The sequence below is a fragment of the Acinetobacter sp. LCT-H3 genome, assembly GCF_001866125.1.
Classification (GTDB): Bacteria; Pseudomonadota; Gammaproteobacteria; order Pseudomonadales; family Moraxellaceae; genus Acinetobacter; species Acinetobacter schindleri.
The window spans coordinates 1-25988 of sequence record NZ_MODX01000026.1; the positions used below are offsets into that span (position 1 = coordinate 1).

The 25988-nt window shown below is 43.6% G+C and carries 23 protein-coding genes, 1 tRNA gene and 1 pseudogene; 16 read left to right on the forward strand and 9 right to left on the reverse strand.

Annotated features, from left to right (window positions below; translation table 11 throughout):
* The 16 genes and pseudogenes from BK820_RS12285 to BK820_RS12360 all read left to right on the forward strand — a co-directional run.
* Positions 1–762 (forward strand): annotated as a pseudogene (locus BK820_RS12285) (integrase core domain-containing protein); the annotation flags it as partial.
* 5 nt (positions 763–767) lie between these two features.
* Positions 768–1157: a type I secretion C-terminal target domain-containing protein gene (locus BK820_RS12290; RefSeq protein ID WP_171260617.1), complete on the forward strand. Its 390-nt coding sequence runs from the start codon at positions 768–770 to the stop codon at positions 1155–1157.
* A 69-nt stretch (positions 1158–1226) separates the two neighbouring features.
* On the forward strand, positions 1227–1637 hold the full coding sequence (locus BK820_RS12295) for a hypothetical protein (protein WP_071321094.1): 411 nt from the start codon (positions 1227–1229) through the stop codon (positions 1635–1637).
* 176 nt (positions 1638–1813) lie between these two features.
* On the forward strand, positions 1814–3235 hold the full coding sequence (gene cysS / locus BK820_RS12300; RefSeq protein ID WP_071321079.1) for a cysteine--tRNA ligase: 1422 nt from the start codon (positions 1814–1816) through the stop codon (positions 3233–3235).
* A gap of 65 nt (positions 3236–3300) precedes the next feature.
* Positions 3301–3376: transfer RNA gene (locus BK820_RS12305), tRNA-Gly, on the forward strand.
* A 273-nt stretch (positions 3377–3649) separates the two neighbouring features.
* Positions 3650–4627, forward strand: a complete 978-nt coding sequence (locus tag BK820_RS12310; protein ID WP_008305405.1) for a KpsF/GutQ family sugar-phosphate isomerase — start codon at positions 3650–3652, stop codon at positions 4625–4627.
* 3 nt (positions 4628–4630) lie between these two features.
* A complete protein-coding gene (locus BK820_RS12315; protein ID WP_008305404.1) occupies positions 4631–5170 on the forward strand; it encodes a KdsC family phosphatase in 540 nt (179 codons plus the stop codon).
* A 33-nt stretch (positions 5171–5203) separates the two neighbouring features.
* Positions 5204–5752, forward strand: a complete 549-nt coding sequence (lptC, locus tag BK820_RS12320; RefSeq protein WP_071321080.1) for an LPS export ABC transporter periplasmic protein LptC — start codon at positions 5204–5206, stop codon at positions 5750–5752.
* Positions 5736–6302: a lipopolysaccharide transport periplasmic protein LptA gene (gene lptA / locus BK820_RS12325; protein WP_004812577.1), complete on the forward strand. Its 567-nt coding sequence runs from the start codon at positions 5736–5738 to the stop codon at positions 6300–6302. Before lptC ends, lptA begins: the two co-directional genes overlap by 17 nt.
* Positions 6302–7042 carry an LPS export ABC transporter ATP-binding protein gene (gene lptB / locus BK820_RS12330; RefSeq protein ID WP_004812578.1) on the forward strand — a complete coding sequence of 247 codons (741 nt, stop codon included), beginning with the start codon at positions 6302–6304 and terminating at the stop codon, positions 7040–7042. The genes lptA and lptB overlap by 1 nt, the downstream gene beginning before the upstream one ends.
* A 140-nt stretch (positions 7043–7182) precedes the next feature.
* Complete coding sequence (locus tag BK820_RS12335; RefSeq protein ID WP_071321081.1) at positions 7183–8730, forward strand: TolC family outer membrane protein; 1548 nt, start codon at positions 7183–7185, stop codon at positions 8728–8730.
* Positions 8727–10865, forward strand: a complete 2139-nt coding sequence (locus BK820_RS12340; RefSeq protein ID WP_071321082.1) for a type I secretion system permease/ATPase — start codon at positions 8727–8729, stop codon at positions 10863–10865. The genes BK820_RS12335 and BK820_RS12340 overlap by 4 nt, the downstream gene beginning before the upstream one ends.
* Entirely contained in the window at positions 10862–12049 is a 1188-nt protein-coding gene (locus tag BK820_RS12345) for a beta-barrel domain-containing protein (protein WP_071321083.1), read from the forward strand. The genes BK820_RS12340 and BK820_RS12345 overlap by 4 nt, the downstream gene beginning before the upstream one ends.
* Positions 12050–12156: 107 nt before the next feature.
* Positions 12157–12756 carry an IMPACT family protein gene (locus BK820_RS12350; RefSeq protein ID WP_005221713.1) on the forward strand — a complete coding sequence of 200 codons (600 nt, stop codon included), beginning with the start codon at positions 12157–12159 and terminating at the stop codon, positions 12754–12756.
* A complete protein-coding gene (locus tag BK820_RS12355; RefSeq protein WP_071321084.1) occupies positions 12749–13369 on the forward strand; it encodes an acyltransferase in 621 nt (206 codons plus the stop codon). Before BK820_RS12350 ends, BK820_RS12355 begins: the two co-directional genes overlap by 8 nt.
* 187 nt (positions 13370–13556) lie before the next feature.
* A complete protein-coding gene (locus BK820_RS12360; RefSeq protein ID WP_071321085.1) occupies positions 13557–14399 on the forward strand; it encodes a universal stress protein in 843 nt (280 codons plus the stop codon).
* Between the two features lie 201 nt (positions 14400–14600).
* Here the strand turns inward: BK820_RS12360 and BK820_RS12365 are convergent, their stop codons facing one another.
* The 9 genes from BK820_RS12365 to BK820_RS12405 form a co-directional block, all read right to left on the reverse strand.
* Positions 14601–15266, reverse strand: coding sequence for an O-methyltransferase (locus BK820_RS12365; RefSeq protein ID WP_071321086.1), 666 nt, complete (start codon positions 15264–15266; stop codon positions 14601–14603).
* Positions 15267–15398: 132 nt separating this feature from the next.
* Positions 15399–16112 (reverse strand): D-Ala-D-Ala carboxypeptidase family metallohydrolase, encoded by a 714-nt coding sequence (locus tag BK820_RS12370; protein ID WP_004812593.1) that lies wholly within the window; start codon positions 16110–16112, stop codon positions 15399–15401.
* 139 nt (positions 16113–16251) lie between these two features.
* A complete protein-coding gene (gene fdxA / locus BK820_RS12375; protein ID WP_004812595.1) occupies positions 16252–16575 on the reverse strand; it encodes a ferredoxin FdxA in 324 nt (107 codons plus the stop codon).
* Between the two features lie 202 nt (positions 16576–16777).
* Complete coding sequence (mutS, locus tag BK820_RS12380; protein WP_071321087.1) at positions 16778–19411, reverse strand: DNA mismatch repair protein MutS; 2634 nt, start codon at positions 19409–19411, stop codon at positions 16778–16780.
* Between the two features lie 234 nt (positions 19412–19645).
* Positions 19646–20884, reverse strand: coding sequence for a GGDEF domain-containing protein (locus BK820_RS12385; protein WP_071321088.1), 1239 nt, complete (start codon positions 20882–20884; stop codon positions 19646–19648).
* A 295-nt stretch (positions 20885–21179) separates the two neighbouring features.
* The gene (locus BK820_RS12390) at positions 21180–23198 is read right to left on the reverse strand and encodes an esterase/lipase family protein (RefSeq protein ID WP_081409067.1); all 2019 of its coding nucleotides are present in this window, start codon (positions 23196–23198) and stop codon (positions 21180–21182) included.
* A gap of 118 nt (positions 23199–23316) precedes the next feature.
* Complete coding sequence (locus BK820_RS12395) at positions 23317–24225, reverse strand: ABUW_2363 family tetratricopeptide repeat lipoprotein (protein ID WP_004812606.1); 909 nt, start codon at positions 24223–24225, stop codon at positions 23317–23319.
* A 105-nt stretch (positions 24226–24330) separates the two neighbouring features.
* On the reverse strand, positions 24331–25140 hold the full coding sequence (cysE, locus tag BK820_RS12400) for a serine O-acetyltransferase (RefSeq protein WP_071321089.1): 810 nt from the start codon (positions 25138–25140) through the stop codon (positions 24331–24333).
* On the reverse strand, positions 25140–25988 hold the full coding sequence (locus BK820_RS12405) for an RNA methyltransferase (protein ID WP_004812609.1): 849 nt from the start codon (positions 25986–25988) through the stop codon (positions 25140–25142). The genes cysE and BK820_RS12405 overlap by 1 nt, the downstream gene beginning before the upstream one ends.

Here is a 25988-nt window from a genome sequence, read left to right on the forward strand (position 1 = left end):
GAGCTAGAAGCTTTAATATTGGAAATGCGCTCAGCTAGAAATCTTGGTGCTCGACGTTTGCAAACAGAATTGATGAGGCTACACGGAGTCTCGTTGTCCTTAGCGACTATCCATAAAGTACTCTCCACCCATCAAGTCAAACAGATTAAAAAATTCCGTCGTAAAGCAGATTTCATTCGTTATGAACGCCCATTACCAGGCGATAGAATTCAAATGGATACCTGTAAACTGGGTCCTGGAATATATCAATACACATCTATCGATGACTGCACACGATATCGCGTTTTAAGGATATATAAACGCCGAACAGCAGCGAATACGCTCGACTTTTTAGACTGCGTAATTGAAGAAATGCCTTTTCCCATACAGCGAATACAGACCGATCGAGGGCGAGAATTCTTTGCTGAAAAAGTACAGAAAAAATTGATGCAGCATGGAATCAAATTTAGGCCAAATAAACCTGGTTCACCTCATTTGAATGGCAAGGTAGAGCGTTCTCAAAAGACTGATAAATCTGAGTTCTACGCTACTGTCGATATTAATTCTGAAGATATCCAAGACAAGCTAGCCGAATGGCAGCATTACTATAACTGGATGAGACCACATTCAGCTTTGAAAGGTAAAACACCGATGGAAAGGTACTTTGAATTATGTGAAGAAACCCCTTTCTCTGATGAGGTCCAGAAGTAATACAACCCATCAAATGAACGGATTCAACACGCCAATTACAAGATGGATTTAGAGATCGCTAAATTGAAATGATCTCTATGAATCACACAAATGATATATATATTTTAAGCTCAGGCTCTGACACTGTAATTTTTGATGTTTTAGATTTGTCTCATAATAATGGTGGTAACGGCATAGATACTTGGACTGACTTCCACTTAACAACATCATTAACAGATGAAAATGCCGACAAAATCGACGTAAGTTCCTTGTTAATAGGTCATGAGCAAGGTGATGATCTGAAAGAATTTGTCTCGATCGGAAAAACTGCAGATGGTAAAGCTATCGTTCAAATTGACCGTGATGGTAAGGCAGACGAGTTCCAAAAAACCGATCTATTGGTACTAGAGAATCAAACTGTTACTACACAGCAAGCTCAGCTGGATTTACTCAATCAATTAATCGCAAATCAACAACTTATTGGTTAATTCATCGATCAGGAGAAAGTGGAATCACTTTCTCCTGATGAACTGTCATTTACAAATATCGAGTCAAACATGAAAAAATCATTATTGTCTGTATTACTCCTTACAGCATCATTCACTCTAGCAAATGCAAATACGGAAACAAAAAAATCAGCAAATTTAGGTGATTTTCAAGGTCGATACGCCCTTGATTGTTCAGTGCAAAAAGCCAACAACTTATCTTATATAGTCGGAGATAAAAGCATTTTGCGTTTGATTTCTGCGAAGAAAAAGTTGGGCGCATTTAAAAAGAAATTTGTACGCCAGGGCAGAAAAGCAAGTGATAGTTCGCAGTATCAATTTACGGTTGCATACACAGGTTTTGATGTCGACTTTTATAAGAAAGGTGAACAGAACTGGATCAACGTACGTAGCACGGGCATCGTAAATCATTTTGGTCCAAAAACTAAAGAAGCACTGTTCCAATGCAAAAGTGAAACTTAGTTCTAAAACTCACTAAAACTACGAGTGAAAAAAGACTGGTTATATACTGGTCTTTTTTTAATTCTTAAATTCATTAATGAATTTGCTAATTTTATAAAAACATATCTTAAAACTTTATGAAAAATAATGCTTAGGTTAAGATGAGCCATCATTTGTAAAAGCATTCTAGAAGACCTATGCAACCATTTGTTCTATATAACTCAGAGCAACGTAAAAAAGTAGAATTTGTGCCTCGTAAAGAAGGTCAGATTGATTTGTATGTTTGTGGGATGACGGTCTATGACTACTGTCATATCGGACATGCACGTACAGTGGTTGCATTCGACTATATTATCCGTTTCCTGCGCAGTCAGGGCTGGCAGGTGAAATACGTCCGTAATATCACCGATATTGACGATAAAATCATTAAACGTGCCAATGAAAATAGTGAAAGCATTTCATCACTGACCAGCCGTTTTATTGATGCGATGAATGAAGACTTTGCCAAGTTAGGCTGTCTTGCACCAGATGCTGCACCAAAAGCCACCGACTATATCGATCAAATGCAAAATATGATTGATACACTAGTCAATAATGGCACAGCATATCCAGCCAATAATGGGGATGTGTATTTCGAAGTTGAAAAATTTGCCAAATATGGCCGTCTTTCAGGCCGTAAACTGGAAGATATGCAAGCAGGTGCTTCTGAACGTGTAGATGTGGAAGTTGAGAAAAAACATCCTTTTGACTTTGTACTTTGGAAACACGCCAAAGAAAATGAACCTTCTTGGCCATCTCCTTGGGGCAATGGTCGTCCAGGCTGGCATATTGAATGTTCTGCGATGTCAACCTGCTGCCTGGGCAATCACTTTGATATTCATGGCGGTGGTGCTGACCTAAGCTTTCCACATCATGAAAACGAGATTGCACAATCTGAAGCAGCGACAGGTGAACAGTATGTAAACTACTGGATGCATGCCGGCTTCATTAATGTCGATGGTGAAAAAATGTCGAAGTCACTCGGCAACTTCTTCACTATTCGCGATGTGATTGAAAAATTCCATCCAGAAGTAGTGCGTTACTTTATCGTGTCTTCACACTATCGCAGCCCAGTGAACTATTCTGATGTAGCATTAAAAGAAGCGAAAAATACGCTGATGCGTTTCTATCATTCCTTTAAAGCTTATCAAGCGGTATATGGCGAGCAAGTGGTTGAAACACTCGATCAAAGTTTTGTTGAGCGTTTCAATGCAGCCATGTGTGATGACTTTAATACCCCAGAAGCCATTGCTGTATTGTTTGAACTGAATAAAGAGCTAAACCGTGCAGTAAAAGATCAGAATCAGGAACAGGCCGCTGTTTATTATTCTACTTTGCGTCATCTCACCAATATTCTGGGTCTGGTACAGCACAATGTCGATGAATTCCTGAAGTCTGATATTGGTCAGGAAGCTTTAGGCTTGTCTGAAGAGCAGATTGAAGATCTCATCCAGCAACGTAAAGATGCCAAAAAAGAGAAAAACTTTGCTCGTGCCGATGAAATCCGCCAGTCTTTATTAGACCAAGGGGTGGTGCTGGAAGATACCCGTCAAGGAACTGTATGGCGTCGTGCCGATTAATTCGACAGTTGAATCAATAGAGAGTTGACAGTTAGCGGAAACTCTCTATAATTCACACCCATATTGCGGGAATAGCTCAGTTGGTAGAGCACAACCTTGCCAAGGTTGGGGTCGCGAGTTCGAGTCTCGTTTCCCGCTCCAAAATTCAAAAGACCCTGATCGGAAGATTGGGGTTTTTTATTGTCTGTGCAAAATAAAAAGGAAAATCAGAACTGATTTTATATGATTAAATTTTGAATAATGAAGGGCTTTTAGTCAGGCAAATTTCAAAACATTCAGTTTAAGTTTTATGAAAAGCCATACATTTTGAAACCTGTAATTTGCATAGATATGATAAAATTGCGAAAATTATTTTTGCTAGACTGAGTCAACTCTGTATAGAGTTAAGGTAAACCTACTTTGAACCCACCAAATATGCCAAATCAAATAGACTTCCAGAAAGTTGCACTTGAAACACTGCGTATCGAAGAACATGCATTACAGATTTTAGCTGCCCAAATCGATGAACGTTTTAGTCAGGCATGTGAAATTATCCTGCAGTGTAAGGGGCGTCTGGTGATTACCGGGATGGGGAAATCCGGGCATATTGGCCGCAAAATGGCCGCGACTTTTGCCTCTACAGGTACGCCTTCATTCTTTATGCATCCAGGTGAGGCGGGACATGGAGATCTCGGCATGCTGGTGCCGGGTGACGTACTGATTGCTATTTCAAACTCAGGCAAGAGTGATGAAATCATGATGCTGATGCCTCTGATCAAGCGTCTGGAAATTCCTTTAATTACCATTAGTGGTGACGACAAAGGCCCTATGCCACAAAATGCCGATGTCGCTTTAACTTTGGGTAATCTGCAAGAGGCTTGTCCGCTGGGTCTGGCACCAACTTCAAGTACTACAGCGACTCTGGTGTTAGGCGATGCTCTGGCTGTAGCGCTGCTAGATGCACGTGGTTTTACTGCTGACGATTTTGCCCTTTCACATCCAGCGGGTGCCTTGGGTAAACGCTTATTGCTGCATGTAAAACATCTCATGCATACAGGTTCGGAATTGCCAAAAGTGTCACCAGATACACCGATGAATCAAGTTTTATACGAAATTTCAAATAAACGTCTAGGTTTAACCACAATTGTCGATCAAAATGATGTTCTGCTGGGTATTTTCACGGATGGTGACTTGCGCCGATTGATCGATAAGCAGCAAGGTTTTGATGTCAATTTGCCGATCCAGGAAGTGATGACCAAAAATCCTTTGACGATTTCTCAGGAAGCACGTGCTGTAGCAGCGCTGGAACGTATGAATGAACATAAAATTAATCAATTTGTAGTTGTTGATGATGCCAATAAAGTCATTGGTGTAATTAGTATGCATGACCTGATTCAGGCTGGGGTAAATTAATAGATGGCATCTTATGTATTATTAGAGCAGGCACGTCATATTGAAGCACTGGTGCTTGATGTTGATGGGATTCTAAGTGACGGTTTTGTTACGCTGACCAATACGGGAGATGAGATCAAATCCTTTGATATTCGTGATGGTCTGGGTATGAAGCTGGTTCAGCAGGCTGGAATTAAAGTGATTATCATCACTGGACGTCAAAGTAATATTGTACAAAAACGTATGTCTGATTTAGGGGTAGACCTAGTCTATCAGGGACGTGAAGACAAAGGCGTTGCCCTCAAAGAAGCTTGCGCTCAGTTGAATATCGATCCTGAAGATTGCCTGTATATGGGCGATGACTGGCCTGACCTCTCAGCTTTTGCGATTGCTGGCATGAAAGTGACAGTTCCAAATGGTCATGTCGAAGTACGTCGTCGTGCCGATCTGGTGACTCAGGCGATGGGTGGTCGTGGTGCAGTGCGCGAGATCTGTGACATGCTTTTAATGTCTAAAGGTGTTTACCAAGAATTACTTGAAAAGTTTACTCGTGCGCCATATTAATCAACTATACGTTCTGGATTAAGTACACTGCTTATGGATACTAAAGTTTTATACGTAACCGCGATTATTCTCGCAGCCATAAGTGGTGGTTATTATTATTTCAGTGGAAGTGGCAATAAGCTTCAGGTAGATGCTGCACGCAGTATGAAATCCACGGCTGAAAATATTAATTTGACGCAGACCGATGAAAAAGGTGAGCTGGCTGTTCGTGCTCAAGTCGTTCGACTCGAGCAGGATATGCAGAAAAAAACCTCGAAGCTGGAAAATATGAATGCTTCTATGTACAAGGATGGCAAAGTAGATTCTACTTTTTATGCCAAACTTGTGAATGGGTACGAGGATAATACTAAAGTGATCCTTTCTCAGCAGGTGGTAGCAACCAAGATTCTGCAAGATGGTCAGCTTCAGTTCAAGACAGAAGAGTTAACAGGTTTCCCTAAAACACGAGAAATTGAAACGGATAAAGCTGTAGAAGTAACGAATCCACAAGCTGAGTTTATCAGTCAGGGCTTGAAGGCAAATCTAAATGACGGGCAATACGAATTTTTTAATATTCGAGGAAAGTATGAACCAAATTCTTAAACCTAAAATGACGACTACTTTCCTGAAGCGTACTGCGCTTGCTGCTGTGCTCGGGTTTACTTCACTCGCAGCATTGGCAATTCCTTCAGACCGCCAGCAGCCTATTTCGCTGGTAGCTGACCGTGCAACTTTTAATGAGCGTACCGGTATCACGACTTATACCGGTAATGTCATTATTGAGCAAGGGACTATGAAACTTCAGGCAAACTCAATTGTGGCAAACCTGAACAGCAAGAAGCAAATCAGCACGATTACAGCAAATGGCAGTCCTGCACGTTTCCAGCAACAAATCGATGCTGCTAAAGGAATCGCGAAAGGTCAGGCACAGAAGATTGTCTACAATGCTGATACCGGTATTATTACCCTGACAGGTAATGCCTTCCTGGAACAGGATGGAGCCAGTATCCGTGGTAATACGCTTCGATATAGTATGAATAAGGGGGATATTGAAGCTGTCGGTACGCCAAATAAAACCGGTTCCTCTTCAGGTCGTGTACAGATTGTGATTCCACCATCCAGTTCTAAATCCTTCCCGGGAGCACGTGACTAATGGCTGAATCAAAGGTTCAAACCTTAACCATTAAACATCTGGCGAAAAACTATAGTAAACGTTGGGTGGTGAAGGATGTATCCTTCAGCATGGAAAGTGGTCAGATCGTTGGTTTACTTGGTCCGAATGGTGCAGGTAAGACCACCAGCTTCTATATGGTGGTTGGTCTGGTGCGTATGGATAAAGGTGAAATATATCTGGATGATCTGGATCTGTCAGATTTGGCCATGCATGAACGTGCCCGCAAAGGGATTGGTTATCTGCCGCAGGAAGCTTCTATTTTCCGGAAGCTGACCATTGCTGAAAATATCATGGCGATTCTTGAAACCCGTAAGGAATTGACCAAAGCCCAGCGTCAGCAGCGCCTGGCAGAATTGCTGGCAGACTTTAAGATTACCCATATCAAAGATTCTCTGGGCATGAGTGTCTCTGGTGGTGAGCGTCGTCGTGCGGAAATTGCCCGTGCGCTGGCAGCTGATCCAAAATTCATGCTACTTGATGAACCTTTTGCCGGGGTCGATCCGATTTCTGTCGGAGATATTAAAGACATTATCACAACCTTGAAAGATCGCGGTATTGGGGTATTAATTACTGATCATAATGTGCGTGAAACTTTGGCAATCTGTGAGCATGCGTATATTGTCAGTGAAGGTGCAGTGATTGCAGAAGGTACACCACAAGAAATCCTGAATAATGAAACTGTTAGAAAAGTGTATCTGGGTGATGACTTTACCGTGTAATTCGGCTTTATTACCTTAATCAAGCCCACACAGTCAACTTTAACGTTGTTGTGTGGGATTTTTTCGTCGAAAATATTTTAGTATCATCAATTTTAAAATATTTTTGGTATATAGTTAGTTTAAAAACGACACCAATAATCATGCTATTGCAAGCAAAAAAAAATAATAAACTTCGGGGTAATTTACAGGGAAAAAAAAGGGTATTGATCGCCCTTTTATTGCCTTTGCAAATGTCTCAGGTTTATGCGGCAGATACGGAAAAGGGATATTTTCAGGGATTCAAACAAGGGGTCAGTAAACTATTCTCCCCTGAACCTGTAAAATCCTCACATACGGTTGATCTGCGGGATTTGAGTAATTATCAGCTGAATACCTCACGTGTTCAGGAGTTGCCCCAAGTAGGCGGCTTTCAGAATGGTACTCGTTCCCAGAATAATATTCCAGCCATGGGAATTCCCAGACGAATTAATCTTAAGGAGGCTGTACTTACAGCAGTTCAGCGTCGTCCCGAGATTTCACAAAGTATATCTTCGCTGTCCTCTCAGGCTGCCAATATTGATGTGGCAAAGGCACAATACTATCCACAGATTTCGGGTGGATTTGGAACAGCAGATTTAACCAAGGGCGAACGCGGTCGTCAGGTAGTTTCCCTGAATGCGACCCAAATGCTATATGATTTTGGCAAGGTAAAATCCAGCGTAACCACTGAAGAAGCCAAGCTTGCCGAAGCGCAGGCACGGGTTCTAGTCAGCCTGGATCAGATTGCACTTGAAGTGGCAGATGCCATTGTCAATATCAAGCGCTATCAGGAAATCACCAAGATTGCCGAGCAGCAGAAACAAGGGATTGCACGAATTGCGGAAATTGCCAATCTGCGAGCCAAAGCCGGGATCAGCAGTCAGGCCGATCCGATTCAGGCCCAATCCAATCTGGAAGCTGCAGAGAATAACCTGATTGTGCAACAAACCCAGTTACGTCAGTATCAACAAAAACTGCGCACTTTACTCGGCTTTGATATATCCAATGTAGAGTGGGAAATTCCAGATAGTCTGATTCAACAGGCCGGACTTTACCAGGAGCCTGAATTTACCAGTATTCCGACGTTGATGTTGGCACATGCTGGCGTGGAAGTGGCACGTTCGCAAAAAGAGCAAGCCAGGTTAAATACTTATCCTACCATTAATATCAAAGGGAGTATGAGTCAGGCCATTAATGGTCGCAATCCGAATAATAATGAAGATGATGGCTTTTATAACTCTGTGATGATTGAAGCCACCAGTAATTTCTATCAAGGTGGGGCGACCAGATCACAGACCCGTGCAGCCAGTTTTGCTGAAGAAGCAGCACGTGCTCAGGTCAATACTGCCTATCTGGATGTAGTCGATCAGGTCCGCTTGATTCGCGAACAGATTGAAAATAAACAGCGACAAATGGACATTCTGGCACAGCGCCGTGCAACCACTGTGCGCACCAGAGAGCTGTATCAGGAACAATATAAACTCGGTACTCGAACCGTAGTCGATCTGCTTAATGCAGAGCAGGCAATTCACAGCGCAGCCCAAGAAATCGAAACTGCGCGTTACGATATTTATACCGCTATTGTTCAGTACATTCAGGTCACTGGTCGTACACGCGATCTTTATGACCTTAACCGTATTTCTATTCAGGGGTTTGAAGTACAGCCATGAGTAATACAATAAATTATCAGCCGTGGCTTCAGGCGATACTTAATATCGCCAAGCATTATCGTATCGAGCCATCTGAGGAAAGAATCCGCTTACAACTCGACTGGAACCAGCATCATGATGTTGACGAGCTGCTCAAAGTTGTCACGCGTCAGATCGGTTTAAATGTACGTAAAAACAAGTTTGATGCCAGTCTGCTCAGTCCATGGAAATTGCCAATATTGGTAGAATTTGAAAATGGCGAAGTGGGTGTCATCGAGCGCATTGATAGTGAAGGCAAAGCTAGTGTACAGCTCAGTGGCGATCAGGGGTTGTCTCAGGTTTTTAACCTGGAACATCTGAAGCAGGGTGCTAAAAGCCTTTATATCTTACGTCCTGAGTCTTCAGTACCCGATGCCCGGGTCGATGAATATATCAAGCCTTTCGAAAAGAACTGGTTCTGGTCAATTGTCCTGAATGACTGGAAGCGTTATATCGATGTGATGTTTGCTTCTTTAATCGCGAACATCCTCGCACTGGCTACCATTGTCTTTTCCATGAACGTGTATGACCGGGTCATTCCTTCACAGTCTATCCCGACCTTATGGGTACTGGCAGGCGGTGTATTGATTGCGGCAATCTTCGAATTTACCTTACGCGTCTCCCGGATCTATCTGTCTGATATTATCGGCAAGCGCGCTGATTTACGTATTTCTGACCAGGTTTTTGGTCATGCCTTACGCATTAAAAATAAAGAGCGTTCAAAATCTACAGGTACTTTTATTTCACAGATTCGTGAACTCGAAGGTGTGCGTGAATTGGTCACTTCCACTACCGTGACGGCAATTGCAGATTTACCATTCTTCTTCCTGTTCCTGGGAATCTTCTGGATTATTGGCGGCAACCTGTTCTGGGTCATGCTACTGGTAGTACCACTCATGATTCTTCCGGGAATTCTGGCGCAGAAAAAACTGGCCAAGTTGGCACAGTTAGGAATGCGTGAATCTGCAATCCGTAATGCTTTATTAGTAGAAGCCGTACAAGGGATTGAAGATATCAAGCTGTTAAGAGCTGAAACCCGCTTCCAGAACCAATGGAATCATATGAATGAAGTCTCTGCTGATGTCAGTATGCAACAACGTAAAATTGTTGGCTTAATGACAGCATGGACCCAAAAAATTCAAGGCCTGACATTTGCTATTGTCGTATTAGTGGGCTGTTTTGCCGTTATGGAAGGTGAAATGACCACAGGTGCACTGGTTGCCTGTTCAATCCTGTCTTCGCGTATGCTTGCGCCAATTTCCCAAATTACCGGTGTGTTGGGTCGTTTACAGCAGGCGAAAGTCGCGAAAAACGGTTTGGATGAACTGATGAAAAAGCCGGTAGATCAGCCGGACTATTCACATCTGATTCACCGTCCTGTATTGGATGGTCATTATGACTTGAGTGGCGTGGTGTTCAAATATGGCGATGATGATCCCAAACCGAGTCTGGTCATTCCAAAACTCGAAATCAAGCCCGGTGAAAAAATTGCAATTCTGGGCCGTAACGGTGCTGGTAAATCGACTCTTTTACAACTGTTGTCGGGTATGCAAACTCCAGCACAAGGCAAGGTCAAACTTGATGGGATTGATCTGACCCTGATAGATCCTTCAGATGTACGCCGTGATATGGGCTTACTTAATCAGAATTCACAACTCTTTTACGGCAGTATCCGTGAAAACCTGACTTTGGGTGCACCGCTCGCTACGGATCAGCAGATTCTGGAAGCTTTGCAACTCACAGGTGCATTGGGCTTTGTTCAGGAAAAGAAAGAAGGCCTGGACCATATCATTCTCGAAGGTGGTGTGGGCTTCTCTGGTGGTCAGCGTCAAGCCTTGTTACTTTCTCGTTTACTGATTCGCCAACCACGAATTTTATTGCTGGATGAACCCACTGCTGCCATTGATGATGTTTCTGAGAAACAGCTGATTGATAATTTAAAAACTTATCTGATTGGCCGAACCATGGTGGTGGCTACCCATCGTCGTGCGGTACTTGAATTGGTAGATCGCATCATTGTCGTAAATGACGGCAAGATTGTGATGGATGGTCCGCGGGACCAGATCCTGAATCAATCACAAGGTGGAGCGAAGCGTGTTACGGGAGCAAGCGCATGAGTGCAAAACAGGAAATCAAGCGTTCAACCAAAGTCAGCTTTCAGGAACCACCTTTGCCAAAATCAAGTGTGATCATCTGGATCATTGGCATAGGCTTACTGATTCTGCTGACATGGGCATGGTTGTTCAAGCTGGAAGAAGTTTCGACAGGCACCGGTAAAGTGATTCCCTCTTCCAAGGAACAGGTTATTCAGTCTCTGGAAGGTGGTATCCTCACCAAACTGAACGTCAAAGAAGGTGAAATTGTCGAGCAGGGTCAGGTATTGGCGCAGCTGGATCCCACCCGTTTTGAATCCAATGTGGGTGAATCGGCTTCTCTGTTAATTTCTTCGCGTGCAACTGCGGCACGCTTACGTGCTGAAGTCACTGGTGCGCCGTTGTCCTTCCCGCCAGAGGTACTCAAAGAGCCAAAACTGGTGGCAGAGGAAACTGCATTATATAAATCGCGTCGTGCTAATCTGGAACAATCTTTAGCAGGGTTACAGCAGGCATTGATACTGGTACAGCAAGAACTGGCGATGACTGAACCATTAGTTGCAAAAGGTGCTGCAAGCGAAGTGGAAGTTCTGCGTTTAAAGCGTGAAGCCAATGACCTGCAAAACCAGATGAATGATGTGCGGAACCAGTATTTTGTGAAAGCGCGTGAAGAACTTGCCAAAGCTAATACTGATGTGGAAACTCAGCAACAGGTGGTACGTGGTAAATCCGATACGCTGAACCGGACTATTTTCAAATCGCCAGTACGTGGCGTGGTGAAGGAAATTGATGTCATGACCTTGGGAGGCGTCATTCCACAAAATGGCAAGTTGATGACGATTGTACCGCTGGATGAAAAATTGCTGGTCGAGGCACGTATTTCACCACGTGATATTGCCTTTATCCGTCCGGATCAGGAAGCGCTGGTCAAAATTACCGCTTATGATTATTCGATTTATGGCGGCCTGAAAGGTAAAGTCACTGTGATTTCCCCCGATACTCTACGTGATGAAGTCAAGCAGGATCAGTTTTACTACCGCGTTTATATCCGTACCGAAAATGACAAACTGACCAATAAAGCCGGACAGGAATTTAATATCACCCCGGGCATGGTAGCAACCGTGGATATCCGTACGGGTGAAAAAACCGTACTGGATTATCTAGTTAAACCCTTTAACAAGGCTAAAGAAGCATTACGTGAACGCTAATCCCTCATAGTAGTTGTACAAAATCAAGCCTCTATGTATAGGGGCTTTTTTGTTTGTGCTAGCAAACACGTTATACTGCAACACAGTGATGTTATTGTTTGAATCCAATGTCTTTTACTATTGCCAGCCTTGTCAGTTTTGAAGAAGAGATCAAGAAAAGCCGCTTTCAGGCCTTTGCCACGCCGGTGGAATCCGAACAGGATATAAAGGATTTTCTGGAAGCTTATCGTGATACCACCACGACGCATCAGTGCTGGGCATGGAAAATTGGACATAATGTGCGTTTTAATGATGATGGCGAGCCTTCTGGCACCGCAGGTCGACCGATTTTAGCGACCATTGAAGGCAATGAGCTGACCAATGTATTGGTGCTGGTGAATCGCTGGTATGGAGGAATCAAGCTAGGTACGGGTGGTTTGGTTCGTGCTTATGGGGGGTGTGCGGGGCAATGCCTAATCTTAGCTGAAAAGATTGAACTGATTGAAAAGAAGAAAGTGTCCTTTCGTTGTAATTTTAGTGAATGGGCTATTTTTCAGTATGAGCTGAATCAGCAACAGATTGACTATCAGGAAGATTATACCGCAGAAGGCGTCGAGGTTATTGCGCAAATGCAGAAACATCAGATTGAGCCATTTGCTTTGAAGATTCAGGATATCAGCCGCGGACGTGAAGCCTTAAAAATTATAGATGAGCCCCAAGATGACTGAGCAGCAGGACCCTCTACTGAAATACCGCGAGCAGCACAAGCATCGTCTGAATTATATGCCGTGGCTATACTGGTCACTCAAGCCTAAAAACCGGGGCTGGGCAGAACAGTGGCAGCGCGAATATCAGGACTATCTGCGTGAAATGGAAACAGTCGAGATTGGTGAGAACTGCTTTATTTCACCACTGGCCCATATCTTCGCTGAACCGGGCCGAAAAATCGTGATTGGTGATCATAGCTTTATCGCAGCGGACTGTACCTTGCATGGGCCACTAGAAATTGGCAATGAAGTCGCGATTAATCACCACTGTATTCTGGATGGTGGACGGGTAGGAATTAAGTTAAATGATCAAGTACGTATGGCAGCATATTGTCACCTGTACGCTTTTGATCATGGGATGGCGCTGGAACAGCCCATTTATAAGCAGCCGGTGCGTTCCAAAGGGATTGAGATTGGCCGTGATGTCTGGCTGGGTGCTCATGTCGGCATTAAAGACGGAGTGAAAATTGCGGATCAGGCCATTGTTGGTATGAACAGTATGGTCACCAAAGATGTGGATGAACGCATGATCGTTGCAGGTAATCCGGCCAAACTGATTCGCTACCGGGATTAATACATATTTAGAGTTTCAGACGATACAAGGATTGTTCTGGTAGTTTAAAAATGTATAAGCCACTAGAACGTCACATAAAAAATAACATAATTCAAATCCTGTGCTACAGAATTCGCTGCACATTTGCCGAAGGCTATGCTAACTTAAAAATATCTAAGAACTTTTATTATAATGAGAGAGGCTAAACATGAAACGTGTCATTGCCTGCATTGATTCTTCTCCATGCATTAATGCCCTCGCAGAAGCGGCTGCATGGATTGCCAAGCAGACCCATCGCGAGCTGGTGTTATTGCAAGTTTTGGATTATTACCCTGCAAGTTATCATTTGGGGGAAATTAGTGGTGTGATTGGTTTTGAAAGTAATGCCATGCTATTAAAAGAACTGGCTGAACTTGAACAGAAACAGAGTGAACTGGCTTTAGACTATAGCAATAATCTGCTGCGGCATATTTCTGACCAGATCAAAGAAAAACACAATATCAATACTATCCATATTCAGGAAAAAGGGGATTTCCTGGAACAAAGCTTTCAGTTACTCAGACCTGATGATATTGTCGTTATTGGACGTTTGGGTGAACGCTCTGCTGAGAAAAACAAGCCGATGGGCACCAATGTGGAAAACTTTATCCGTGGTGCCAATTGTACGGTGATGACAGTGGGTGAAAACTTTAAACCGCCAACACGCTTTATCTTTGCCTACGAATATTCACCAACCTGTATCCAGATGATGAGACGCATTGCAGAAAGTGATTTGCTGAAACTGCTACAGTGTCATTTGTTGTATGTCGGAGATCATGCTGAAATCCTGAATGAACCGTTGAACTATCTGAAAGAAGCTGGACTGGATGTTGTTCCTGAATACCGCTATGGTGATGTGGCAGAGAACATTCTGTCTTATCAGCAGGAGCAGGGAATTCAGCTGATTGTGCTGGGTGCATTCAGTCACAGCAAAATCCACCAGTTCTTCCTGGGTAGTATCGCGACCACCATCTTCCGCAATTCCAAAGTACCGCTTCTGGTTGCCAAGTAAAGGAAAATATTGGAAAAAGCGTTATAAAGTTAAAATAACAATTCCACGAAATTAAAAAGCTTGAAGTTGGAAATTGTTACAGTTTGATTTAAAAATAATCAGAGTTATCCTCATATATTGTGGATAACTCTGTGGTTACATTCCATAAGTTATTGTTATATATTTAAAATACTTTATTGGGTGTTTTTTGCTCTCAGACTGTTATTTGACAATAGCCAGTGCAAAACCGTCATGACCTTTGCTGCCCACGGTCTGTAGAGCAGTACTGGAAAGTAGGCGCGGGTGATTCTGCATTGCTTCAAACATGCTGCGAATACCTTCAATACTTGGCTTATTATTGTCCAAATCAATAATTGCCCCAGCACGAATCACGTTGTCTAAAAAGATTACTGTACCTGAACGAGACAGTTTCAGGCTGAGCTCCAGATATTCAGGATAGCTCTGTTTATCCGCATCAATAAAGATAAAATCGAATGGTTCTGTATCTTCTGGTAGGGCTTTTAGAATATCTGCTGCACGGCCACATTTAAGTTCGACTGTCTGTTTAAGGTTGGCACGTTCGATATTTTCCTGACCCATTGCGGCATGCGTATCACGACCTTCAATGGTCAGGATATAACCATCTTCAGGCAGGGCACGTGCCAGCCACATGGTGCTATATGCAGCAAAAGTTCCGAGTTCAAGTACACGCTTGCAGTCATTCATCTGAATCAGCATCTGTAACAGCATGCCCTGATTGGCAGCTACCGCCAGATGATCAGGAAATCCATGCGCAGCTGTATTTTCAAGAGTCTGTTTCAGAATAGGATCATCTGGGATTAAATGTGAATCAATATAATTGTCGAGATCTGTCCACATTTGTTGCATAGCTTGAGCACCTTTGTTGCGATGCAGGCATTTTAAACCTTTCGCAGTGGAGCGCAATTTATTGTTTTATATTTGCTTTGAAAATGAACAATACAGAACGATTTACAGATTCTGTATTGTAGGTGGAATGACTTAGTAATTACACATTGAAGATCTACGGCTTAAATCCGGGCCCCAGGTGCGGTAACCTTGGGTATCAATATGGATCTGACCTGAAGCATATAGACCTAAGCCCATATTCAGGCTTTGACCATGCTGTATCCAGAACTGGCAAAGTTTGAACTTGGTATTCTCAATATAGGCATAATCTTCAGGTTGCGGGAATTCCGGGCCAATACGGAAATCAATCGCAGAGTTATACAGGTGACGTGAAGAATTAGCACCACCAGCACATTTATTGAGTGGCAGATCACGATAAACTGAGGTCACTTCGAAATCATTGAGGACATTGGCTGCAACCAGATATTTAAATACACGTAACGTTGGTAACTGATTGCTCCACAGCTCACGGCTTGGCACCATATACTGCGGTCCACCACAACGCGACCAGTCACGTGCAGTACGCATCAATTCAAAACTTGGAATGATATTGCCTACCGAATTACGTTCTAAAAATACTTCATATTCGCGTACACGAGAGAGGTTATTTGCTACGGCTGCCCAGTTGGTATAGGCAAAAGGAATACTCTTAGGCAGCACCTTACGGTCAACCTTAACCTGTTCCTGAGGAATGTAAATCCGTTTTCCATCTGGCAAGGTCATTGGTTTCTTTGTCGCGGTGGTACAGCCCACCATGACAAAAGGGATCATGCTGAGACCCAATAATCCCTTGTAAAAATGCTTCATTATTAGAAATCAGGTATTTATAAAATAGCGCTATTTTAGTCCACTTTTGCGAAGAAATTCAGGATAAATTGCAATGAAATGTGTGCATCAGGTACAAAAAAAGATCAGACTATGCTGATCTTTTTTGGGGATTTGAAAATTACTTTTCAAGATATTGCAGTTTGTCTGCTTTACCGTTCCATTCTTCACGGTCAGCTGGCTGATCACCAATTTGGGTGATATTCGGCCATTTTTGAGACAGCTCAGCATTCAATTCGATGAATACTTCCTGACCCTCAGGTAACTCATCTTCAGAGAAAATTGCATTTGCAGGACATTCTGGTTCACATAAGGCGCAGTCGATACATTCGTCCGGGTTAATTACAAGGAAGTTCGGACCTTCATAGAAACAATCTACAGGGCAAACTTCAACACAGTCTTGATATTTACATTTAATACAATTTTCAGTGACAACGAAGGTCATGGCGACAGCTACCTAAAAAATATGGTTCTAATAACTAATGTGTATTTTAGGCAAAAACTGCAGCAACTAACAATTCCTTTTATTGATATTTGTTATATATAGGGCTGTTATTTTTGCAAAAAAACCGATGCAGATATCAAATTCAGAGATTATAGCTCCCTTAAACAAAACCGCCTCATACTGGATGAGGCGGTTGAGGATTTTAGCCTGGTAGTTTCAGTAGATCTTTCAGTGCATAAAGCTGCTGTAAGGCTTCACGCGGACTGAGGCTGTCGACATCAATGTCTTCCAGCAGTTCAAGTGCAGCTGATGGTTTTTCCACCTCAATAATCCGCTCAACGACTGTTTCGACCTGTTCAATCGCAAACAGATCAGGTTGTGGACTTTGAGGCTTGGTGTGATGCTGCTTTTCCAGAATACGCAGTCGGTTTTGTGCTTCCCGGATTACGCTTGCTGGAATACCGGCAAGTTTGGCGACCTGTAGGCCATGACTCTGGCTGGCTGGACCTTGTTGCACTTTATGCAGCAAAATCAGGTTACCATTCACTTCACGGGCAGTCACATGATAGTTATCAATACCTGATTCGCTGGCCAGTTCAGTTAACTCAAAATAATGCGTAGCAAACAGACATAAACATTGAATACGTCGGGTGAGATCCAGTACACATGCCCAAGCTAGGGACAAACCATCATAAGTGCTGGTACCACGACCGACTTCATCCATCAGTACAAGTGATTGACTAGTCGCATGATGCAGAATCTGCGAAGTTTCGGTCATTTCTACCATGAAGGTGGATTTACCTGTAGACAGGTCATCTGCCGAACCGATCCGGGTAAAAATGCGGTCAATTGGCCCCAAGGTTACCGCCTGTGCCGGAACATAGCTACCGCAATAGGCCAGCAGGGCAATCAGTGCTGTCTGACGCATAAAGGTAGATTTACCGCCCATGTTTGGACCAGTGATAATGGCCATCCGGTGCTGATAATCGAGTTGCGTATCATTCGGAGTGAAGGCAGTTTTGCTTAAAGCTTCCACAACAGGATGACGACCTGCCTGGATTTTCAAGCCAATTTCCGGACTATATTTCGGGCGTGACCAGTTGCGTAGGCGTGCCTGATGCGCAAAGTTACACAGCAGGTCGATCTGTGCGATGGCACTGCTCATCATTTGCAGGTTGCCAATATCCTCGCGTAATTCATCCAGCAGCATTTCAAAGAGCAATTTTTCACGCGCCAGTGCACGTGATTCGCTGGAAAGGACTTTATCTTCAAAGGCTTTCAGCTCTGGCGTGATGTAACGTTCGGCATTCTTTAAAGTCTGGCGACGAATATAATGTTCCGGTGCCTGTTCAGCCTGTGCACGGGTCAATTCAATATAGTAGCCACTAACACGGTTATAGCCGATTTTCAGGGTTGGAATGCCGCTCTGCTCACGTTCCTTGATTTCCAGATCAATCAGGAATTGCCCGGCATGATCGCGAATTTTGCGTAACTCATCCAGTTCTGCATCGAAACCTTCGGCAATAACATTCCCATCACGTAACAGAACTGGTGGATTTTCCACAATGGCTGACATCAAACGTTCATGCAGACCATGGAAATCACCAAGTTCTTCATTCAGTCGAATGAGTAATTTGGACTGCTGCTGGCTGACCATCGGTTGTAGTGCATGACGCAGGAACGGGATCTGAGCACAGGCCTGACGCAGCTGAACCAGATCCCGTGGACGTGCACTGCCCAATGCAATACGGCTTAATACACGTTCAATATCACTGATTTCTTTTAAGACCAGACGTACTGGCGATTCATGAAAGCCGTCTAATAATACCTGAGTAGCATCCAGACGTTCATCCAGAATGGCAGTATCGCGTAAAGGCTGCATCAGGGTGCGACTCAGCAGGCGGCCACCCATTGCTGTCTGACAATCATTGATTAACTGGAACAGCGAAGTACCATGTTCAAATAAGGGTTCAATCAATTCTAAATTGCGACGAGTAACTGGATCTAGCGCAATAAAGTCTGAACTTTGTTCTAGCTGAATGCTACGAATATGCGGCAGTGCAGTTTTCTGGGTTTCTTTGGCATAGTGAATCAATGCAGCCGCTGCGGCTTTGGCGAGTGGCAGATGATCAATCCCAAAACCTGCCAATGTACTCACAGCAAACTGGTCACATAAAGTCTTTTTGGCATTGTTCAGGTTAAAGTCGACATTTGGGCGTTTGCTGACCGGCACATCCAGTTGGCGTTTCAAATGTTCAACCAGATCCTGCTCTTGCAGATTTTCGTCCACGACAATTTCGCTTGGCATCAGACGTGCCAGCTCAATTGCCAGTTGGTTCAGGTCATAATCAATTTGTTGAACTTTGAAGATACCGGCGCTTAAATCCAGTAGAGCGATACCAATTTTATTTTGCTGAATGCATAGTGCAACCAGATTAGAAGTTTGATGTGCACCCAGCAGGGCATCATCAGTTAATGTGCCCGGAGTAATAATCCGAACCACACCACGTTCAACCGGACCTTTACCTGTGACCTCTCCAATCTGCTCGCAGATTACTACCGTTTCGCCTTTTTTTACCAAACGGGCCAAATATCCTTCTGCCGCATGGAAAGGCACACCTGCCATTGGAATCGGCTGACCATTGGCCTTGCCGCGATGGGTTAGGGTAATGCCAAGAATTTTGGCTGCTTTATGGGCATCTTCAAAGAACAGTTCGTAGAAATCACCCATACGATAGAACATCAATGAATGCGGGTGCTGCATCTTCACAGACATATATTGTTGCATCATAGGTGTTAGGGTAGAAAGATCAGCCATGAGTTCTGAACTGGTCATTAAGAAGAAATCCTTTAAAAAATAATGGGCAGACTGGTTAAGGCTGATGAGCTGAAGGCAATATAGTCGCTATTCATTTACCAAAGCAGAAACCATCAAAACAGCCATGCAAAATGTGTATTGAGCTAAGTCTAGCAAAATTAATTTTTAGAAAGAAATGGATTCGATGACTTCTGTCGAGTCTAATGAAAGATTGCCGGTTTTAAACACGAAAAATATGGATCGGAGTCAGGTCTAAATCATATACACATTGTTTTTAGACTGACGAGGAGCGATCTTAAAGCGATTACGGCCCTCTGCTTTTGCAGCATACAGCGCTTCGTCAGCCTGAGCAATAAAATCAGCCAGGCGATCATTTTCCTGAGGCTTGATACTGGCACAGCCAATACTCACCGTGACATGACCCGAGACCTGACTGGCAGGATGGAACAGCTGCAAAGCATTGATGCGTTGGATCAGCTCCTGGGCAATTTTCTGTATTTCTACTTCATCGATATAAGGATAGACCAGTAAAAACTCTTCTCCACCATAACGTGCTGCCAGTTCCATACTGCGGGAAGAAATGCCTTGTAACTGTTGGGCTACCAATTGTAGACATGCATCACCGGCAATATGTCCAAAATGGTCGTTATAGTTTTTAAAATAATCGATATCCACCATCATGATACTCAAAGGCGCTTGATGTCGTAGTGCGTGGCGCCATTGTGTGTCCAGATATTCTGTCAGATAACGTCGATTGGCCAGGCCAGTGAGCGCATCAAGTTGGGTCAGCCGTTCCAGTTCTTGTGCCTGTTGGGTCAGTTCCTCTTTATGCAGTTCGATAATACAATTTTGCAAATAGTTCTCACGATGCTGGCGGTCAATCGCATAGGCAATAATCATTCCAAGGAGACTGCTAAACGTATAGGTACGATGTAAAAAGGTCCAGTCAATATTGTAGTTGAGAGAAACCGTGACCAGATAACCAATCAGTCCACCGCCCCAACCCGCAATGAGTGCTGAATAAAAGCGCATACCGACAAAGCTATAGTTAATGACGACTGCATACATCATGGCCACGTGCAGCAGGGCATCATTATCAATATCCTGGCCAATCACGGGAATAATCACAAAAGAAATCGCGACCGCACTGGTCGCACCTAACGTGGTATACAGGTCAAAAAAACGATTAAACGGCTTGCTAAACGACATTAACCAAACTGCGATGGTAATTACCCCAACCCAGGCATACAGAGAAAGCCAATGAATTAGTTTTTCATCGATTGAAATGGTCTGAAAAATTCCGTAACTGAGCACAAAATACAGAACCAGAATAATGCTGCCCCGAAAACGAAATTCATAAGCAGCTTCGTCACGGTATTGCTGGCGATAGATTGGCTCGAGTTCTTTTCTGAAATACACATAGTTCAGTCCATGTGCAATCAGCTCATTTACTTTTTCATGGCTAATCTGTTTAGAGCCAGCTAATTTCATAAGGTACCATTACTAAGCAAATAAAGTCGTTTAACTACTGATACTGTAGATTGTATCGAATGGTTAAACTATTGATAGCACAGATAAAGTATCCTGCTCAAGAAATATCCTTTTATATATAAAAAAATTATATTTCATATAAATCATAAAAAAGTAATTTGATTACCTAACTATCTTTATCATCTCTTAGAAGTGCTTATCAATTTACATGCTCTTAAATTAAGTAACTTAAGATTTATAGCTATTTCGCAAGAGAGAAAATAAAAAACCGAAGTTTTAACTTCGGTTTTTATACTTATTTCAGTACTTTTTGCGGCTGATATAAACCGAGTTCAGTCAGGTGCAACCTTAAGATACGACGTAACTCGAGTACAGCTTCAGGCGTTTCCTGAATCGAATGACCACCTTTGATAATTTCCTCAGAAATTGCGCCTTTTAGCTCGGCACTTTGATAGGGAACCACATCATCTGTCATCACTGATTTATCGGTACTATCTGTCGTATTACCTATAATGTTGTGGAACTTAAAGCCTTTGTATGGCACGACATCACGGGTCAGCGCATTAAATTTCGAATTTTTGGATAAATCGCTTGGACCATTCTGAATCAGGTCATGTCCCAGTTCTTTGACAAAGTCCTTTAATCCGATTTCGCCTTGTAAGGTATCGGCAAAGGCACCCAAAAATGCGCCTGGTATGCGGATAATTTTACGGGCCAGTTTAGTATGCCAGCGATCGGCATATTCCGTCCCACGATGCGGTGTCGCTAAGAAAATGGCCCGGGTGAAATTCGGAATAGGTTGCATTTGCAGGCGTGCTTTAAAGAGCGGGTTATCCTTAAATTGTGCAATGCGGGTATTTTGTACCAGCTTGAATGCATCTTGAGTAATATCAGCCTGACTGACCATTAAACGGGCAATCACGCCTCCCATACTATGTCCGACCAGTACCGCATCTTTTTTGGCTGGTGCATTGTTCGCAACCCGGGCAAAGCCTTGCTGAACCAGGGCATTAATTTGAAAACGGCTTTCCAGAATCGGCATATTGGTAGAATAAAATACCTGCCAGACCTGGAAATTTTCCCTTAATACCGGATCACCCATAATGTCGTTGGTCAGACGAATCCAGGCTTCAGGACTACTGGCTAGGCCATGGATCAGGACAATCACTTTTTTCTTCGGATTGTAGGGTTCAAGCATATAAAGATGCGGCATGATCAGGTTGTCATCCCGGTCAATCAGCACCAGATAGGCAGCACGTCCTAAGTTATTTTCAGCCAGCCATAGGCCATAGGGTGCCGAGAAATTTGCAGCCAGCGCATATTGTTTACCTGCAACAGTTACTTTTTCATGTTTGTAAGGATCATGCAGTTTGAGCTGGAATTCCGGACCGTTAATAATCTGATCAATACTGGTCGCAGATTTAGGAACTGCGGTAATAGTAGTGGCCAGATAACGCGCCGAATGAATATTCGGATTGCTGCCTTCTGCATATTTGAAATTCAGTGGATCGACAATATATTTTTTATTTGGTGTGATACGTTTTTCTTCGGGAAGGACCACTACAAATTCCGAACCAAAACCGTCTCGACGGGTAATTGAACGTAGACCAGAGAAATTCATGTTATAGGTCGACATGAGCTTCTCAAAAGGCTGGTCTTTGATTTCAGGATAGTTTTCAAAATCTACTGTATAAATGCTGTTGCCGACCTGAATCTTGCGGCTGCCTTCTTTGGCCTGATGACGCTCGGAATAAACATGGATCAAATGCGAGATCGCCAGGTTATAAAAGTCACGAATCTGTACCTGACGGTTGTCAAAGATACGATCTTGTGGAGCACGCTGGGTTTTGAACAGATAGGCATAGCTATAACGAATACTTTGGTCCAGCATCGCCAGCTGCTGATCCTGGCATTTCTGGATATTCTGTTTTTGTAGCTGCTTTTTTTCTTCAGACTGGGTCTTGGTTAGAACGCTGCTTTTGCATTCTGAACCTTTACCCAATTGCAGCGATTTGGCCAGATACAACTCACTGGCAGTAGACAGAAGCTGTTCATCCAGAATCTGTGGGATCTCCTTGAGCGCCTCTACGCATTCCTGCGGCTGTTCGGTACAGATGCGTGCTTCACGCCCAGTCATGGACAGAACATTCAGGCTGGCTTCACTCAGTTTATCTCTGGTTAAAATGCTGTCACGTTCATTACTGATGGTGACATTGAAGGCTTGTTCTTTCACACTGACCACCTGACAGCCGGTCAGGACTGTGGTGAATAAGAGTGAACAGAGGACGAATGCTTTATTCATTTTATAGTGCATATGAAATCTGAATGCTCAGTTAAATATTGAAATAATGTTTTGTATTCTACTTATTTTTATCAGAAAAAAGACTGCCGAAGCAGTCTATTTTGTAACTCAGGTCACGAGCATTTTCACTTTAATTTTTGGGTGTCAGCACTTGCCATACATTCCAGCGACCTTGCTTCTCAATTTCCTGAATCAGCTGGTCTGCTACTTGTGCTTCTTGTGGGTATTTCACCTTGTAATTTTTCAGCACCTGAACTGCATTCTTTTTATTTTCCATGGCAATGTAGTTGTTTGCCGCAGATAAATAGGCTTCCTGAACACCAGCTTTCATGGCTTTTTCCAGATATGGAATTGCTTCACGCTGACCGCCACCCTCAGACAGACCAAAACCGAACCAGAAGTTGGCTTCAGCATCATCCTGGTTCAATTTCAGAATACGCTGTGCATAAGCCAATGATTTAGTAGTATAGACTGAACCTAGGTCGAGATTACGCGCCATAACGCTGGCTTTAAATGCACGCATTAAAATATCGAAAGAGGCATTATTGTTGGCAGCTAAAGTATCGAGTTCCTGAGTGACACGTTTCAGTTTCAGTTCAAAGCCTCTACGTTCCTGACGGTCACTAAAACGTGGTGGATAGTGTCGTGCTTTACCTTCAACTAATTGCAAGAAATCATCAATTTCAGTGATATCAATTTCATTCGGCCCAGCTAAAGTCGCATAACGCATAGAACGCGTATTGCTGTTTACGGTTGGAATGATCAGACGATTCACATCAAGGGTAATTTTTTCTGATGGGTTATCAGCACGGTTCACCACCATTTTGGTGACAGGCGCAGCAGCAGCTTTCTGCAAGTGCACTTCAAATGGAGGTGGTTCGTTATAATTGAATGGATTTAATGCATAAAAGGGTGGGGTCAGTTCCGGCTCAGCGAACACCATTGCATTTTTAGGTGTGTCTTGCTTTGAGGATGGAGTTGAACATGCGGTCAATGCCAGCGCTGCGAAGCAGGCAAGTGCCAAAGGCTTAAATGTCATGGTATACATCCATTTATGTTATTTTGAAAAATTGTGAGATTGCATGTTCGTCAGTCTAAGAAAACTGTAGCGAACATGCAAGTTACGGCGTGTTACCGTTTTTGATCAGGCCTTAGACTGAGAAGTCTGTGCTTCGCACTCACGGCGAGCTTCTTCCAGAATCTTTAGATCTTCCTTGCTGAGCGGATGTTCATTCAGCTGGGTTTTCTTGAAAGTAGGGTCAAGCATAGATAAACGGTTGCAAAGCATATTCATGCGTTTTTCATTTTGCTGAATACGGTCAAGTAGAACCCGCATACCTTCAATAATCGGATCAGACTGATCTTGTGTCGTCGCATATGGCTGGAAACCAATACTTTCTGCATAATCGCGACGACGTGCTTCAGCTTCATCTTTCGGCTGGTCTTTGGTAATAAACCGCGCAGGGTTACCGACCGCTGTGGTATTGGCCGGTACGGCTTTGGTTACAACAGCATTGGAACCGACCTTGGCATTTTTACCAACTGTAAACGGACCGAGAATTTTTGCGCCAGCGCCCACAACCACACCATCTTCCAGGGTTGGATGACGTTTGCCTTTATTCCAGGTCGTACCCCCCAAGGTTACACCGTGATAAAGAGTAACATCATCACCAATTTCAGCTGTCTCACCAATCACCACACCCATACCATGGTCAATAAAGAAACGGCGGCCAATCTTGGCACCCGGATGGATTTCAATTCCTGTAGCAAAACGGCTGAATGAGGATAAAGCACGTGCTGTGCCTTTACAGTCTTTGTTCCACAGTTCATGTGCCACACGATGCATCATCAGCGCATGAATACCAGGATATGTGGTCAAGACTTCCAGGGTGTTGCGTGCAGCAGGATCGCGCGCGAAGACAGCCTGTATATCCTCTTTGAGCTGTTTAAACATTAGATTTGATCCTTGTCCTGTTGGGTAGTGTGTGAAGATTTCTTCCAGGTGCCATTATTCAAGGCCTGAACCCGGCTGAAAATACCACGGAGTAAATGATATTCCATACGATCTAATTGTATACGTCCAAATAGGCGACGCAAGCGTAAAGGTAGCAATCGTGGATTTTTAGGATCCATAAACTCAATTTCTGCCAGCATTTTTTCTAAATGTGGATAGAACTGTTCCATCTGTTCATGATTCACCAGCGGTTCATCCCATTCCATTTCAATGCCATCAATGACCTGCATGGTGGCTTTAGCATCACGTGGATGTTCTACCTGATCCAATGCAGCCATACGCAGTTCATAGCAGATGACCTGAATTGCTTGTGCGACATTGAGTACGCCGTAGTCGGTATTCACTGGAATAGTGAGGTGATAATTTGCCATTGCCAGTTCTTCATTGGTCAGGCCACGGTCTTCACGACCAAACAGAATCGCAATTTCCTGTTGCTCTTGCACGACCGCAGACAGCGCTTTTTCAGCCGCAGGACGCACATCCAGAAGAGGCCAGGGAATGGTACGGCTGCGTGCGCTGGTACCGAATACAATCTGGCAGTCTTTAATGGCATCTTCAAGGGTTTCGACAATCTCGATCTGCTCGATCAGATCAGTTGCACCCGCAGCCAGCGCGTCGATATCCGGATGCGGATAGGTTTTTGGTGCCACCAGAACCAGCTTGGACAAGCCCATGGTTTTCATGGCACGTAAGGCACTGCCGATATTGGCAGGTAAAGTGGTATTGACCATGACAATACGCACATGGGAGAGATGTGCTGAAACAGCAGCATTGTCAATTTGACTCAT